The following is a 15,508-nucleotide window of genomic DNA, read 5'->3' as shown; positions in this document are numbered from 1 at the left end:
TACGCTTTTCCGATATGGAGCGATGCTCCCGGCCCGGCCCGTTTCGTGCGCCAGCGCGGGGGTGTGTTCCCCCACCCCGCCCCTTCCCGAAACCGGGGCTCTGCCCCGGACCCCGTTGGGGCTCCGCTCCCGGCCCCGTTGGGTTTCTGCCCGTGTGGGGCTTCGCCGGACGCCTTCGGAGGCGTCCGGCATCGTCCGGGGGTCCAGGGGGCGAAGCCCCATGGTTCGGGAAGGGGCGGGGTGAGGAAACAACCCCCTCGTGGCGGCTACGACTTGCGGAGGCGGAAGGTGAGGCCCAGGGCCTCGTCGGAGAACTCCTCGCCGTAGCCGGAGTCACCGTCGCCGGACGCGAAGTCCGTCGCCAGGACCTCGTCCGCGATCAGCGTCGCGTGGTCGGCCAGCGCCGTACGGACCTCCTCGTCCACCGCGCCCCAGCGCAGCGCGATCCGGTCGGCCACGTCCAAGCCGCTGTTCTTACGGGCCTCCTGGATCAGCCGGATCGCGTCGCGGGCGAGCCCCGCGCGCCGCAGCTCCGGGGTGATCTCCAGGTCGAGGGCCACCGTCGCGCCCGCGTCGGAGGCGACCGACCAACCCTCGCGCGGGGTCTCGGTGATGATCACCTCGTCCGCGGAGAGCGCGACCGTCTCACCGTCCACCACCACCGACGCCGTCCCCTCGCGCAGTGCCAGCGACAGTGCGGCCGCGTCCGCCTCGGCGACGGCCTTGGCGACCGGCTGGGTGCCCTTGCCGAAACGCTTGCCCAGCGCGCGGAAGTTGGCCTTGGCCGTGGTGTCGACGAGCGAGCCGCCGACCTCGCCGAGCGAGGCGAGGGACGAGACGTTCAGCTCCTCCTCGATCTGCGTGCGCAGCTCCGCGGACAGCGACTCGAAGCCGGACGCCGCGACCAGCGCACGCGACAGCGGCTGACGGGTCTTGACGCCCGACTCGGCGCGGGTCGCGCGGCCCAGCTCCACCAGGCGGCGCACCAGCGTCATCTGGGTCGAGAGGGCTGGGTCGATCAGCTCCTGGTCGGCCTCGGGCCAGCCGGCCAGGTGCACCGACTCCGGGGCGTCCGGTGTGACCGGGACGATCAGGTCCTGCCAGACCCGCTCGGTGATGAACGGGACGAGCGGGGCCAGCAGCCGGGTGACCGTCTCGATCACCTCGTGCAGCGTGCGCAGCGCGGCCGCGTCGCCCTGCCAGAAGCGGCGGCGGGAGCGGCGGACGTACCAGTTGGACAGGTCGTCGACGAAGCCCGACAGCAGCTTGCCGGCGCGCTGGGTGTCGTACGCCTCCAGGGCCTGCGTCACCTGCTCGGTCAGCGTGCCCAGCTCGCCCAGCAGCCAGCGGTCGAGCAGCGGCCGGTCGGCCCGGGCCGGGTCGGCCTCGCTCGGCGCCCAGCCCGAGGTGCGGGCGTACAGGGCCTGGAAGGCGACCGTGTTCCAGTAGGTGAGCAGCGTCTTGCGGACGACCTCCTGGATGGTGCCGTGGCCCACCCGGCGCGCGGCCCACGGCGAGCCGCCGGCGGCCATGAACCAGCGGACGGCGTCCGCGCCGTGCTGGTCCATGAGCGGGATCGGCTCCAGGGTGTTGCCCAGGTGCTTGGACATCTTCCGGCCGTCCTCGGCCAGGATGTGTCCGAGACAGACCACGTTCTCATAGCTCGACTTGTCGAAGACGAGCGTGCCGACCGCCATCAGGGTGTAGAACCAGCCTCGGGTCTGGTCGATGGCCTCGGAGATGAACTGCGCCGGGTACCGCTTCTCGAAGATCTCCTTGTTGCGGTACGGGTAGCCCCACTGGGCGAAGGGCATCGAGCCCGAGTCGTACCAGGCGTCGATGACCTCGGGGACCCGTACGGCCTCCAGTTCGCAGCCCTCGGCGGTGCAAGTGAAGGTCACCTCGTCGATGAACGGCCGGTGCGGGTCCAGGCCCGTCTGGTCGGTGCCGGTGAGCTCGGAGAGCTCGGCGAGGGAGCCGACGCAGGTGAGGTGGGACTCGGCGCAGCGCCAGATGGGCAGCGGGGTGCCCCAGTAGCGGTTGCGGGACAGGGCCCAGTCGATGTTGTTGTTCAGCCAGTCGCCGTAGCGGCCGTGCTTGACCGACTCGGGGAACCAGTTCGTCCGCTCGTTCTCGCGGAGCAGCGCGTCCTTGATCGCGGTGGTGCGGATGTACCAGGACGGCTGCGCGTAGTAGAGCAGCGCGGTGTGGCAGCGCCAGCAGTGCGGGTAGCTGTGCTCGTAGGGCACATGCCGGAACAGCAGGCCGCGGGCGTCCAGATCGGCCGTCAGCGGCTCGTCGGCCTTCTTGAAGAACTGGCCGCCGACAAGCTCCACGCCCTCCTCGAAGGTGCCGTCCGTGCGGACCGGGTTGAGGTACGGCAGACCGTACGCCTTGCAGGTGCGCAGGTCGTCCTCGCCGAACGCGGGGGCCTGGTGGACCAGGCCGGTGCCGTCCTCGGTGGTCACATACTCGGCGTTGACCACGAAGTGCGCATCGCCTTCGACATCCACCAGGGAGAACGGGCGCTGGTAGGTCCAGCGCTCCATCTCGGCCCCGGTGAAGGACTGCCCGGTCGCGGTCCAGCCCTCGCCGAGGGCCTTCTCCAGCAGCGGCTCGGCGACGACCAGCTTCTCCTGGCCGTCGGTGGCGACCACATAGCGCACATCGGGGTGCGCGGCGACGGCCATGTTGGACACCAGGGTCCACGGCGTGGTCGTCCACACCAGCAGCGCCGCCTCGCCCGCCAGCGGGCCGGAGGTCAGCGGGAAGCGGACGAAGACCGACGGGTCGACGACCGTCTCGTAGCCCTGCGCCAGCTCGTGGTCGGACAGGCCGGTGCCGCAGCGCGGACACCAGGGGGCGACCCGGTGGTCCTGGACCAGCAGCCCCTTGTTGAAGATCTCCTTGAGCGACCACCACACCGATTCGACGTACTCGGGGTTCATGGTCCAGTACGCGCCGTCGAGGTCGGTCCAGTACCCCATGCGCGTGGTGAGGTCGGCGAAGGCGTCGATGTGCCGGCCGACCGACTCACGGCACTTCTCGTTGAACTCGGCGATGCCGTACGCCTCGATGTCCTGCTTGCCGCTGAAGCCGAGCTCCTTCTCGACGGCCAGCTCGACCGGCAGGCCGTGGCAGTCCCAGCCCGCCTTGCGCTCGACGTGGTAGCCGCGCATGGTGCGGAAGCGCGGGAAGACGTCCTTGAAGACGCGGGCCTCGATGTGGTGGGCGCCCGGCATGCCGTTGGCGGTCGGCGGGCCCTCGTAGAAGACCCACTCGGGCCGCCCCGCGGACTGCTCGAGGCTCCGGGCGAAGATCTTGTTCTCCCGCCAGAAGTCGAGTACGGCGTGCTCGAGGGCTGGCAGGTCGACCTGGGCGGGCACCTGGCGGTACTGCGTCATCGGATCTTTCCTCCGGCGGACACGTGCGGGGCTTGCGTTCCGTCGGAGGGACGAGAGCTCGCGCTCCCGCGGTACCACCCTCCTTGGCCGGGAGCGATGGGCTGGCTCCTGGCCCCCTCATTGGGGTCGCGACACCGGTTCTACTGGCCCTGGGCGGGGGTTCTTCCGGCGGCTCCGGGGTGATCCTTCACATCGCGCTCGCCCCCGGGCTCGCACCGTCCCCGGGTCGCTCATGGCTGCGTACGACGCTACTCGTCCCCTTCCACACCTTTCGCTTCGCCCAGTGTACGGGTCCGGGCACCACCGGGCCGACCGGATTACGGGCTGCGCCGGGTGAGGTACGGGCAGCCGGGCGGTGACCCGAATGCCGATACGCAGGGTGCCGGACTCCGCCCGGCCGGGGCGTCACCGCCCGGTACTGATTCATGGCCGGATTACCGGGCGGGCGGTGGGGCACAACCGATTGAGACCGGGTTGCCCCACGGGCAAGCCGGGCGAATCGGGCGGCGTGCCCCGTTGCCGCGTGCCTGAAGTCGATTTATCGTTCCGGAACGATTCGCGTGCAAGATCACAATATGTGAAGGGGCGCGACCATGGTGGCGAGGAAGACCGCCGTGAAGAAGAGCACGGCGAAGGCGACGAAGGCCACGACCGCCAAGAAGAGCGCTTCCGGGAAGAAGGCGGCAGCGCCCGCCACGGCGGCCAAGAAGGCCACGAAGAACTCGGTGGAGAGGAAGGGTGCGGCCGATAAGACCACGACCAAGAAGGCCGAGGTCGCGAAGACCACGGCCAAAAAGGCCACCAAGAAGGCCGCACCGGCCGAGCAGGCGGTGCCCCCGAAGAAGACGGGAGCCAGGAAAGTGGTTGCTAAGAAGACTCCGAGCGGGGCGCCGACCGCGAAGCAGGCCCCCGAGGCGCCCGGCGCGGTCCCCAAGGCCCGCGTGGGCGTCGGCGGCCCCGTGGCCCCCGGTGACCTGGCCGTACGCCCGGGTGAGGAGCCCTGGTCGGCGCAGGAGGTGGCCGAGGCGCGCACCGAGCTGCTGGCCGAGGCAAGCAGGCTGCGGACCGAGATCCTCACGTCCGAGCAGGCGATCACCGGTCTGATGCGGGACTCCGGGGACGGCGCGGGCGACGACCAGGCCGACACCGGCACCAAGAACATCACGCGCGAGCACGAGCTGGCCCTGGCCGGCAACGCCCGCGAGATGCTGCTGCAGACCGAGCGCGCCCTGGAGCGGCTGGACGCCGGGACGTACGGGCTGTGCGAGAAGTGCGGCAACGCCATCGGCAAGGCCCGTATGCAGGCGTTCCCCCGGGCCACTCTGTGCGTGGAGTGCAAACAGCGGCAGGAGCGGCGCTGACCGTCCGTCGGGAGTGCCGTACTCTCGTCCTCAGCCAGGGGGAGACTGGCCCGGACGATGTTTGAGGGACTTACGTGACAGAGGCGGAGCAGGCCATCGGTACGCCAGAAGCGGGGAAGGCCGAGGAAGGCGCCGTCGCGGGTGCCGACGGGGCACCGGCCGGGCGCGGGCGGCGGCGCATCGCGGTGCTGCTCGCGGTCGCCGCGTTCGCGTACCTTCTCGACCTGGGCAGCAAGCTGTTGGTGGTGGCGAAACTGGAGCACCACGACGCGATCGAGGTGATCGGCACCTGGCTCCAGTTCGAGGTGATCCGCAACCGGGGCGCCGCCTTCGGCTTCGGCGAGGCCATGACCATCGTCTTCACGGTGATAGCGACCGGTGTCATCGTGGTGATCGCCCGGCTCGCCCGCAAGCTCTACAGCCTGCCCTGGGCCATCGCGCTCGGGCTGCTGCTGGGCGGCGCCTTCGGTAACCTCACCGACCGCGTCTTCCGCGCGCCGGGCGGGCTGCAGGGTGCGGTGGTCGACTTCATCGCGCCCGCCCACTTCGCGGTCTTCAACCTCGCCGACTCGGCGATCGTCTGCGGTGGCTTCCTGATCGTCATTCTTTCCTTCCGCGGCCTGGACCCGGACGGCACGGTCCACAAGGACTGAACCGCCCGCGAGGGCCGAGTCGGGGCCGGGGGCCCGAGGACTGGCGTACGAACCGGGCTGTGCCGTCCGGCATACTCGACGGGTGAGTACGATTCCCGAGATCCGCACGCTTCCCGTACCCGACGGCCTCGAAGGCGAGCGCGTCGACGCCGCGATCGCACGCATGTTCGGGTTTTCTCGGACCAAGGCGGCGGAGCTGGCCGCCGCGGGCAAGGTGCAGGTCGACGGCAGCGTCGCGGGCAAGTCCGACCGGGTCTCCGGCGGCGCCTGGCTCGAGGTGGAGATGCCGCAGGCCGCGCCGCCCGTACGGATCGTCGCCGAGCCCGTCGAGGGCATGGAGATCGTGCACGACGACGAGCACATCGTGGTGGTCGACAAGCCGGTCGGGGTCGCCGCCCACCCCAGCCCCGGCTGGACCGGGCCCACCGTCATCGGCGGCCTGGCCGCCGCGGGCTTCCGCGTCTCGACCTCCGGGGCCGCCGAGCGCCAGGGGATCGTCCACCGGCTGGACGTCGGCACCTCCGGCCTGATGGTCGTCGCCAAGTCCGAGCTCGCCTACACCCTGCTCAAGCAGCAGTTCCGCGAGCGCACGGTCGACAAGCGCTACCAGGCCCTCGTCCAGGGCCACCCCGACCCGCTCAGCGGCACCATCGACGCGCCGATCGGCCGCCATCCGCAGCACGACTACAAATGGGCCGTGACCGCCGAGGGCAAGCCCAGCGTCACCCACTACGACCTCATCGAGGCGTTCCGCGCCGCCAGCCTCCTCGACATCAAGCTGGAGACGGGCCGCACCCACCAGATCCGCGTCCACATGGCGGCCCACCGCCACCCCTGCGTCGGCGACCTGACGTACGGCGCCGACCCGACGCTCGCCAAGCGGCTGGGGCTGACCCGGCAGTGGCTGCACGCCGTGCGGCTGGGCTTCGAGCACCCGGGCGGCGGCTGGGTGGAGTTCGAGAGCCGCTACCCGGACGATCTCCAGCAGGCGCTGGACACCGTGCGGGCGGACAGCGCGTGACGTACCGGATCGACGTCGTGGGCGCCGACTCCCTCGAGGTCTGCCGCGGGGTGCGCCGCGAGGTCTTCGTCGTCGAGCAGCGGATTCCCGAGTCGGAGGAGATGGACGAGTACGATGCGCACGCCGTCCACCTCCTCGCCACCGGCCCCCAGGGCCCGACGGGCACCGTGCGCTTCCTCCACGGCGCGGCCGCGGACAAGAAGTACGGTCACGCAGGCGTGGACGGCGCCACCACCGCCGTCCTCGGCCGCCTCGCGGTCCTCCCGGCCGCCCGCGGCACCGGCCTCGGCGCGGACCTCGTCCGCGCGGTCGAGGCGGAGGCGCTGCGGCGCGGGCTCGCCGAGGTCTACCTGGAGGCCCAGACCCACGCCCTCGGCTTCTACGAGCGCCTCGGCTACGCGGCGTACGGCCCCGAATTCGACGAGGGCAGCGGAATCCCGCATCGCGCCATGCGCAGGGCGCTCTAGCCTCCAGATCTAGTTTCGGCGCGGGGGTGTGCCGTCCTTGTGGCGATCGCCGCCGAAGCGGGTGAGGCGCTCCTCGGAGTCGGCGGCGGGCCGCGGTGGCTGGATGGTCGCGGTGGTGATGCGCGGCAGCGCGTACGGATGGTGCTCCCGCAGCCACGTGATCATCTGCTCCCGCACCTCACAGCGCACCGTCCACGCGTCGTCCGCGTCCCGCGCCGTCACCAGCGCCCGCACCACCATCGTGGACGGCGTGGTGTCCGTGACCGCGAGGCTCCAGTCCCGGCCGTCCCATGCCGGGGACTTGCGCACGATCTCGCCCAGCCGCACCCGCATCTCCGCGACCGGCGCCGAGTGGTCGAGGTGGAAGACGACCGCGCCGGTCTTCTGCGAGCCGCCGCGCGACCAGTTCTCGAACGGCTTGCCCGTGAAGTACGACACCGGCATGGTGATCCGGCGCTCGTCCCAGGTCCGCACGGACAGAAAAGTCAGCGTGATCTCCTCGACCGTGCCCCACTCGCCGTCCACGACCACCGTGTCGCCGATCCGCACCATGTCGCCGAAGGCGATCTGCAGCCCGGCGAAGAGGTTGCCCAGCGTCGACTGCGCGGCGACGCCGGCGACGATGCCCAGGATCCCGGCGGAGGCCAGCATGGACGTGCCCACCGTACGCATCGCCGGGAAGGTCAGCAGCATCGCCGACGCCGCGACCACCCCGACGATCGCGGTCACCACCCGCTGGATGAGCGTCACCTGGGTGCGTACCCGGCGCACCCGCGCCGGGTCGTGCGCGCTGGCGGCATAGCGGCGGTACGAGGACTCCACCACCGCCGCCGAGACCCGCACCGCGAGCCACGCCGTGGCCGCGATCAGCACCAGCGCGAGCAGCTGCGCGATGCCCGACCCGTGTTCCCGGACCACCCGGGCGTGCGTCTTGTCGTACGAGCCCCGCAGCAGCGCCGAGCAGACGGTCACCTGGAGCGGCAGCCGGCAGCGGCGCAGCAGGCCCCACAGCGGCGTCTCCGCGTGGCGGGCGTCGGTGCGTTGCAGCAGCCGGTCGACCGCCCAGCCGACCGACAGGGTGATGGCGAGCGAGCCGCCGATGACGACGAGCGGACGCAGTACATCCTCCATGGACACCTATCCTGATCCTTCCCACGCGACGAGGAAGTGACGAAGTGACCCGTTCCCCGATCCTGCTTCTCCATTCGATGTACGGGCTGCGGCCCGCCGTGCACACCGCCGCGGACCGGCTGCGCGCCGCCGGGCACGAGGTGCACGTACCGGATCTGTTCGAGGGGCGGACGGCCGACAGCGCCGAGGACGGCATGGCCCTCAAGGAGGAGATCGGCAAGGACGAGCTGCTGCGCCGGGCCGTGGTGGCCGCCGCGCCGCTGTCGGCCCGCGGCGTGGTGTACGCGGGGTTCTCGCTCGGCGGGTCGATCGCCCAGAATCTCGCGCTGGGCGACGAGAAGGCGCGCGGGCTGCTGCTTCTGCACGGCACCTCGGACATCGCCGACGACGCGACGGTCGACGGCCTGCCGGTGCAGCTGCACGTCGCGGACCCGGACCCCTTCGAGCCGCACGACTGGCTGAACGCGTGGTACCTGCGGATGGGGCGGGCCGGGGCGGACGTGGAGATCTACCGCTACCCGGGGGCCGGGCACCTGTTCACCGACCCTGAGCTGCCGGACTACGACGAGGAGGCGGCCGAGGCCACCTGGAAGGTGGCGCTCGGCTTCCTCGCGGAGGTGACGGAGGGGTGACCCTCGGCCTTACTTCTTCAGGTTCTGCTGGACCAGCGGGGTGAACTGGTCCGGGGTGAGCGGGACGCCCCCCTGATCCGTCGTGAGGACCTTGCCGTTCAGCTTGAGGGTCGGGGTGCCGGTCACGTCCTTGGTGTCGTCGAACGTCTTCGACATGGCCAGCGCCCACCGGTCGTAGGTGCCGTTCGTCACGGCCTTCTCAAAGGTCTTGTTGCCCTTGAGCGCCTTGACCTGCTGGGCGATGGCGATCAGCTTCTGGTCGCCGGCGAAGGCGTCGTCGCTCTCCTGGGTGGGGTGGTTCTTGGCCGAGAAGAGCGCGGACTTGTACTCCAGGAACGCGTCCGGGCTGACATTGAGGGCGGCGCCCAGCGCGCTCAGGGCGTTCTTCGAACCGGCCCCGATCATGCCCTGCTTGTCGTCCAGGAAGGTGCCCATCGTGAACTGCGCCTTGAAGGTGCCGTTCTTGATGTCCTTCGCCACGGTCGTGCCCGTGTACTGCTCGAACTGCGCGCAGATCGGGCAGCGCATGTCCTCGTAGACGTGAAGGGTGTTCTTGGCGTTCTTGTCGCCGACGACCACGGTCGTGCCCTGGGGGCCGGTGGTGTGGGCGGGCTTCACCAGGGCCGTCTTCTCGGCGGCGGCCTTCCACTCCTTGCTGGCGTTCCCGCCGCCGTTCATCTGGGTGACGGCGTAACCTATGCCGCCCGCTATCCCGAGGATGGCGACGACCGCGCCGCCGACGACCAGCTGGCGGCGCGTCCGGTCCTTCTTGGACTGGCGCTCGCGCTCGGCGCGCATCCGATCGCGCGCGGCCTGCTTGTTGTGGTGGCTGTTGCGGTTGCTCATGGTGGATCGATCTCCGTCGTGTGAAGGTCGTACGGAGTCGCACAAACCTGTGTGAGTCCGTACGAAGTCGTACGAAAGTGGTGGGAAACGCTGTGCTCAGGCAGTGGCCGAGCACGGCGGACCACGCCGTACGACGGAGTGCACGAGGAGGGGGAGCGCCGGGGCCGGACTCGGGGGTCCCGTCGGCCGCGAGGAGCGGCGGCGGGGCGCGAAGGCCGCGGTGACCACCGCGACGGCCAGCAGCAGCGGCCGGAAGGCGAAGGCGGCCAGCGAGGTCAGCAGGCGGGCCACGGCGGCCTCGCCGCGCCGCAGCCAGGCCGCGGCGAGCAGCCCGATCGCGACATGGGCGGCGAGCAGCAGCCAGGGGGCGGCGGAGCCCACGGCGGCCGTGAGGGCGCCGGCGCCGTCCGGCCCGGCGACCCGGGCCAGCGGGGAGCCGACCCCGCCGCTGCCACACAGCAGGTCCACGCCCAGGGCGCGCAGGGAGCCCGCCACGGGGCCGCCGGAGGGCCCGTAACAGGCGCTCTGGCCGGTGGTGAACACCGTGTCGGCGGCCAGCTCGAGCGGGACCAGCAGCGCGGCGATGCTCCAGTAGCCGCGCTCCCGGCCCGCCAGGGCGTAAGCGATCACAAAGACGACGACCGACAGCGCCGCCACGGTCGTCAGCGGCAGCGGTGTGCGCGACAGCAGAACGTGGGCGGCGGAGGACAGCGTGACGCACAGCGCTGTGAACAGCGCCGCGCGCAGTGCCCTCAGCAGCGGTCCCGTACCGTCCATAGGGGTCGATTGTCACACGATCGGGTGTAGGGACGGCGTCAAGAGCGTGGGCGGGGATCGCTCCCCGCCCACTCACCTACCAATTTTGGTATGTGCTCACAGCCCGGGAATGCGCCCGTTCCGGAAGAGGTCCACGAAGATCTGGTGGTCGGCCCGCGCCCGCGCGCCGTAGGAGTGCGCGAAGTCCACCAGCAGCTCCGCGAAGCCGCCCTCGTCCGCCGCGATCACCGCGTCGATGGCCCGCTCGGTGGAGAAGGGCACCAGTGAGTGGCCGCTCTGGTCGTCGGCGGCCGCGTGCATGGTGGCCGTGGCCCGCCCCAGGTCGGCGACGACCGCCGCGATCTCGGCCGGGTCGTCGATATCGGACCAGTCGAGGTCCACCGCGTACGGGGAGATCTCGGCGACCAGCTGCCCCGAGCCGTCCAGCTCGGTCCAGCCGAGCCAGGGGTCGGCGTGCGCCTGAAGGGCGCGCTGCGAGATGACCGTGCGGTGTCCCTCGTGGTGGAAGTAGGAGCGGACCCGCTCGTCCGTGATGTGCCGGGAGACCGCAGGGGTCTGCGCCTGCTTCATATAGATCACGACATCGTTCTCGAGGGCGTCGCTGTTGCCCTCCAGAAGGATGTTGTACGAGGGCAGCCCGGCGCTGCCGATGCCGATACCGCGGCGGCCGACGACGTCCTTGACGCGGTAGGAGTCCGGCCGGGCGAGGCTGGACTCGGGCAGCGTCTCCAGATAGCCGTCGAAGGCTGCCAGGACCTTGTAGCGGGTCGCCGCGTCCAGCTCGACCGAGCCGCCGCCGGAGGCGAAGCGCCGCTCGAAGTCGCGGATCGTGGTCATCGAGTCGAGCAGCCCGAAACGGGTCAGCGAGCGGGCGTCACGCAGCGCGTCCAGCAGCGGGCCCTCGGCGGTCTCCAGGGTGAAGGGCGGCACCTCGTCGTTCTTGGCGCCAGTGGCCAGGGCGTGGATACGCTCGCGGTAGGCGGCGGCGTAGATCCGGACCAGCTCGCTGATCTTCTCGTCGCTGAGCGCCTTGGTGTAGCCGATCAGCGCGACGGAGGCGGCGAAGCGCTTGAGGTCCCAGGTGAAGGGGCCGACATACGCCTCGTCGAAGTCGTTGACGTTGAAGATCAGGCGGCCGTTGGCGTCCATGTAGGTGCCGAAGTTCTCGGCGTGGAGGTCACCGTGGATCCACACCCGGCCCGTGCGGTCGTCCAGGTAGGGGCCGCCCTCGCGCTCCTGCTCCACATCGGCGTAGAACAGGCTGGCCGTACCGCGGTAGAACGCGAAGGCCGAGGCGGCCATCTTGCGGAACTTGACGCGGAAGGCGGCCGGGTCGGCGGCGAGCAGCTCGCCGAAGGCGGTGTCGAAGACGGCGAGGATGTGCTCGCCGCGCTGTTCCGCCTGGGTCTGCTGGGTCGGCATCGCGGGGCGCCTCCTGGTGTCGGGAGAAAGTACGTGAGTACGTGAAGAAAAGAGCATGACAAAGATCGCGAACGGGACGGCTCGTTCCCTCCGTCCCAACGCCTGAGGCTACTCGTGGGTGCCCACTCGCTGTCAGTCCGGAGGGGTAACCTTCGGAGCTGTTCCGCCCACCCTTCATCGACCGTTCGCCGGAGGTCTGCCACCGTGACCAAGCCGCCCTTCACGCACCTGCATGTCCACACCCAGTACTCGCTGCTGGACGGTGCGGCGCGGCTCAAGGACATGTTCAACGCCTGCCAGGAAATGGGCATGACGCATATCGCCATGACCGACCATGGCAACCTCCACGGGGCGTACGACTTCTACCAGCAGGCGACGGGCGCGGGCATCACGCCGATCATCGGGATCGAGGCGTATGTCGCCCCCGAGTCGCGGCGCTACAAACGACGGGTCCAGTGGGGCCAGCCGCACCAGAAGCGGGACGACGTCTCCGGTTCCGGTGGTTACACCCACAAGACGATCTGGGCCTCCAACAAGGCGGGTCTGCACAACCTCTTCCGGCTCTCCTCGGACGCCTATATGGAGGGCTACTTCGTCAAGTGGCCCCGGATGGACAAGGAGACCATCGCCCAGTGGTCGGAGGGCCTGATCGCCTCCACCGGCTGTCCGTCCGGTGAGCTGCAGACCCGGCTGCGGCTCGGCCAGTTCGACGAGGCCCTGAAGGCCGCCTCCGAGTACCAGGACATCTTCGGCAAGGACCGGTACTTCCTGGAGCTGATGGACCACGGCATCGAGATCGAGCACCGGGTCCGCGACGGCCTGCTGGAGATCGGCAAGAAGCTGGGCATCCCCCCGCTGGTCACCAACGACTCGCACTACACCTACTCCCGCGAGTCCGTGGCCCATGACGCGCTGCTGTGCGTCCAGACCGGCAAGAACCTCTCCGACCCCGACCGCTTCCGCTTCGACGGCACCGGCTACTACCTGAAGTCGACGGACGAGATGTACGCCATCGACTCCTCCGACGCCTGGCAGGAGGGCTGCCGGAACACGCTGCTGGTCGCCGAGCAGATCGACGCCACCGGGTGGTTCGAGAAGCGCGACCTGATGCCGCGCTTCGATGTGCCCGAGGGCTTCACGGAGGTCTCCTGGTTCCAGGAGGAGGTCAAGCGCGGCATGGAGCGGCGGTATCCGGCCGGGGTGCCGGAGGACCGTCAGAAGCAGGCCGAGTACGAGATGGACGTCATCATCCAGATGGGGTTCCCGGGCTACTTCCTCGTGGTCGCCGACTTCATCATGTGGGCGAAGAACAACGGCATCGCGGTCGGCCCCGGCCGTGGCTCCGCGGCCGGTTCGATCGTGGCGTACGCGATGGGCATCACCGACCTCGACCCGATCGACCACGGCCTGATCTTCGAGCGGTTCCTCAACCCCGAGCGCGTCTCCATGCCCGATGTCGACATCGACTTCGACGAGCGCAGGCGCGGTGAGGTGATCCGGTACGTCACCGAGAAATACGGCGCCGACAAGGTCGCCCAGATCGGTACGTACGGCACCATCAAGGCCAAGAACGCGATCAAGGACTCGGCCCGGGTGCTCGGTTACCCGTATGCGATGGGCGACCGGATCACCAAGGCCATGCCCGCCGATGTGCTCGGCAAGGGCATCCCGCTGTCCGGCATCACCGACGACAAGCACCCCCGCTACAGCGAGGCGGCCGAGGTGCGCGGGATGTATGAGAACGAAGCGGATGTGAAGAAGGTCATCGATACCGCCCGCGGTATCGAGGGCCTGGTGCGGCAGATGGGCGTGCACGCCGCGGGCGTGATCATGTCCAGCGAGACCGTGACCGAGCATGTGCCGGTCTTCTCGCCGAAGAACGACGGCCAGGTCGTGACCCAGTGGGACTATCCCACCTGTGAATCGCTCGGCCTGCTGAAGATGGACTTCCTCGGCCTGCGCAACCTGACCATCATGGATGACGCGGTCAAGATGGTGCGCACCAACAAGGGCGTCGACCTCAAGCTGCTCGAGCTGCCGCTGGACGACCCCAAGACCTATGAGCTGCTGTGCCGCGGTGACACGCTCGGCGTCTTCCAGTTCGACGGCGGCCCCATGCGCTCCCTGCTGCGCATGATGAAGCCCGACAACTTCGAGGACATTTCCGCCGTCTCGGCCCTGTACCGGCCGGGCCCGATGGGCATGAACTCGCATATCAACTACGCGCTGCGGAAGAACGCCCAGCAGGAGATCACCCCGATCCACCCGGAGCTGGAGGAACCGCTCAAGGAGGTCCTCGGCATCACCTACGGCCTGGTCGTCTACCAGGAGCAGGTGCAGAAGGCCGCCCAGGTGCTCGCGGGCTACTCGCTCGGCCAGGCCGACCTGCTGCGGCGTGCGATGGGCAAGAAGAAGAAGGAAGTCCTCGACAAGGAGTTCGTGCCCTTCCAGAAGGGCTGCCGCGACCGCGGCTACTCCGACGCGGCCATCCAGGCGGTGTGGGACGTGCTGGTCCCGTTCGCCGGCTACGCCTTCAACAAGGCCCACTCCTCCGCGTACGGCCTGGTCACCTACTGGACCGCGTATCTGAAGGCCAACTACCCCGCCGAGTACATGGCCGCGCTGCTCACCTCGGTGCGCGACGACAAGGACAAGTCGGCGATCTATCTCAACGAGTGCCGGCGCATGGGCATCAAGGTGCTCACGCCGAACGTCAATGAGTCCGAGGCGAACTTCGCCGCCCAGGGCGACGAAGTGATCCTCTTCGGTCTCACCGCGGTCCGAAACGTTGGTGCGAACGTTGTCGAAGCGATCATCCGTGGTCGCAAGTCGAAGGGGAAGTACTCCTCCTTCCCGGACTACCTGGACAAGGTCGAGGCGGTCGTCTGCAACAAGCGCACCACCGAATCGCTGATCAAGGCCGGCGCCTTCGACGAGATGGGCCACACCCGCAAGGGGCTCACGGCGCACTACGAGACCATGATCGACAATGTGGTCGCGGTGAAGCGCAAGGAGGCCGAGGGCCAGTTCGACCTGTTCGGCGGCATGGGCGGCGACGACGGCGGCGGGGGCGACGGGCCGGGCTTCGGGCTCGATGTCGAGTTCTCCGACGTCGAGTGGGACAAGGCGTATCTGCTCGCCCAGGAGCGCGAAATGCTCGGCCTGTACGTCTCCGACCACCCGCTCTTCGGTATCGAGCACGTCCTCAACGACAAGGCCGACGCCGCCATCGCCCAGCTCACCGGCGGTGAGCACGCCGACGGCGCCATCGTCACCATCGGCGGCATCATCTCCGGCCTGCAGCGCAAGATGACCAAACAGGGCAACGCGTGGGCCATCGCCACCGTCGAGGACCTGGCCGGCTCCATCGACTGCATGTTCTTCCCCGCCACCTACCAGCTGGTCTCCACCCAGCTCGTCGAGGACACCGTCGTGTTCGTCAAGGGGCGGCTCGACAAGCGCGAGGACGTGCCGCGGCTGGTCGCCATGGAGCTCATGGTCCCCGACCTGTCCGAGGCCGGGGCCAACGCGCCCGTGACGATCACCATCCCCACGGTGAAGGTCACCCCGCCCCTGGTCGAAAAGCTCGGCGAAGTGCTCACCCACCACCGGGGCTCCACCGAGGTGCGGATCAAGCTCCAGGGGGCGCGTAAGACCACGGTGCTCCGGCTGGACCGGCACCGGGTCACCGCCGACCCCGCGCTGTTCGGCGACCTCAAGGTGCTGCTGGGCCCGGCCTGCCTGGCGGGCTGAACCACCACTCATGAGGAGGGGCGCGCCCGAACGGGCGCGCC

At 69.7% G+C, this 15,508-nt stretch carries 11 protein-coding genes; 6 read left to right on the top strand and 5 right to left on the bottom strand.

Annotated features, from left to right (window positions below; translation table 11 throughout):
* Positions 1 to 266: 266 nt before the first annotated feature.
* The gene (gene ileS / locus ACWDSL_RS45635) at positions 267 to 3,404 is read right to left on the bottom strand and encodes an isoleucine--tRNA ligase (RefSeq protein WP_450494657.1); all 3,138 of its coding nucleotides are present in this window, start codon (positions 3,402 to 3,404) and stop codon (positions 267 to 269) included.
* A gap of 593 nt (positions 3,405 to 3,997) precedes the next feature.
* Here ileS and ACWDSL_RS45630 point away from each other — a divergent pair.
* From ACWDSL_RS45630 to ACWDSL_RS45615, 4 genes are all read left to right on the top strand, one after another.
* Positions 3,998 to 4,765 carry a TraR/DksA family transcriptional regulator gene (locus ACWDSL_RS45630; protein ID WP_450494656.1) on the top strand — a complete coding sequence of 256 codons (768 nt, stop codon included), beginning with the start codon at positions 3,998 to 4,000 and terminating at the stop codon, positions 4,763 to 4,765.
* A gap of 74 nt (positions 4,766 to 4,839) precedes the next feature.
* A complete protein-coding gene (gene lspA / locus ACWDSL_RS45625; protein ID WP_450494654.1) occupies positions 4,840 to 5,418 on the top strand; it encodes a signal peptidase II in 579 nt (192 codons plus the stop codon).
* Between the two features lie 82 nt (positions 5,419 to 5,500).
* On the top strand, positions 5,501 to 6,439 hold the full coding sequence (locus ACWDSL_RS45620; RefSeq protein WP_450494652.1) for an RluA family pseudouridine synthase: 939 nt from the start codon (positions 5,501 to 5,503) through the stop codon (positions 6,437 to 6,439).
* Positions 6,436 to 6,906 (top strand): GNAT family N-acetyltransferase, encoded by a 471-nt coding sequence (locus ACWDSL_RS45615; protein ID WP_450494651.1) that lies wholly within the window; start codon positions 6,436 to 6,438, stop codon positions 6,904 to 6,906. Before ACWDSL_RS45620 ends, ACWDSL_RS45615 begins: the two co-directional genes overlap by 4 nt.
* 9 nt (positions 6,907 to 6,915) lie before the next feature.
* Here ACWDSL_RS45615 and ACWDSL_RS45610 read toward each other — a convergent pair whose 3' ends face one another.
* Entirely contained in the window at positions 6,916 to 8,037 is a 1,122-nt protein-coding gene (locus ACWDSL_RS45610; protein WP_450494649.1) for a mechanosensitive ion channel family protein, read from the bottom strand.
* A 44-nt stretch (positions 8,038 to 8,081) separates the two neighbouring features.
* On the opposite strand from ACWDSL_RS45610, the gene ACWDSL_RS45605 reads away from it, so the two are divergent.
* Complete coding sequence (locus ACWDSL_RS45605) at positions 8,082 to 8,669, top strand: dienelactone hydrolase family protein (protein ID WP_450494647.1); 588 nt, start codon at positions 8,082 to 8,084, stop codon at positions 8,667 to 8,669.
* A 9-nt stretch (positions 8,670 to 8,678) separates the two neighbouring features.
* Here the strand turns inward: ACWDSL_RS45605 and ACWDSL_RS45600 are convergent, their stop codons facing one another.
* The 3 genes from ACWDSL_RS45600 to ACWDSL_RS45590 all read right to left on the bottom strand — a co-directional run bounded on the left by ACWDSL_RS45600 (position 8,679) and on the right by ACWDSL_RS45590 (position 11,714).
* Positions 8,679 to 9,515: a thioredoxin domain-containing protein gene (locus tag ACWDSL_RS45600; protein ID WP_450494645.1), complete on the bottom strand. Its 837-nt coding sequence runs from the start codon at positions 9,513 to 9,515 to the stop codon at positions 8,679 to 8,681.
* A 96-nt stretch (positions 9,516 to 9,611) separates the two neighbouring features.
* The gene (locus tag ACWDSL_RS45595) at positions 9,612 to 10,292 is read right to left on the bottom strand and encodes a hypothetical protein (protein WP_450494644.1); all 681 of its coding nucleotides are present in this window, start codon (positions 10,290 to 10,292) and stop codon (positions 9,612 to 9,614) included.
* A 96-nt stretch (positions 10,293 to 10,388) separates the two neighbouring features.
* A complete protein-coding gene (locus ACWDSL_RS45590) occupies positions 10,389 to 11,714 on the bottom strand; it encodes a DUF2252 domain-containing protein (RefSeq protein ID WP_450494642.1) in 1,326 nt (441 codons plus the stop codon).
* A 204-nt stretch (positions 11,715 to 11,918) separates the two neighbouring features.
* Between ACWDSL_RS45590 and dnaE the strand changes: the two genes are divergently transcribed.
* Positions 11,919 to 15,467 (top strand): DNA polymerase III subunit alpha, encoded by a 3,549-nt coding sequence (gene dnaE / locus ACWDSL_RS45585; protein WP_450494640.1) that lies wholly within the window; start codon positions 11,919 to 11,921, stop codon positions 15,465 to 15,467.
* Positions 15,468 to 15,508 lie beyond the last annotated feature (41 nt).

It is taken from the genome of Streptomyces sp. NPDC000941, assembly GCF_053599555.1.
The sequence above is the reverse complement of the archived record's forward strand: the minus strand, read 5'-3'. Positions and strand labels throughout refer to the sequence as shown.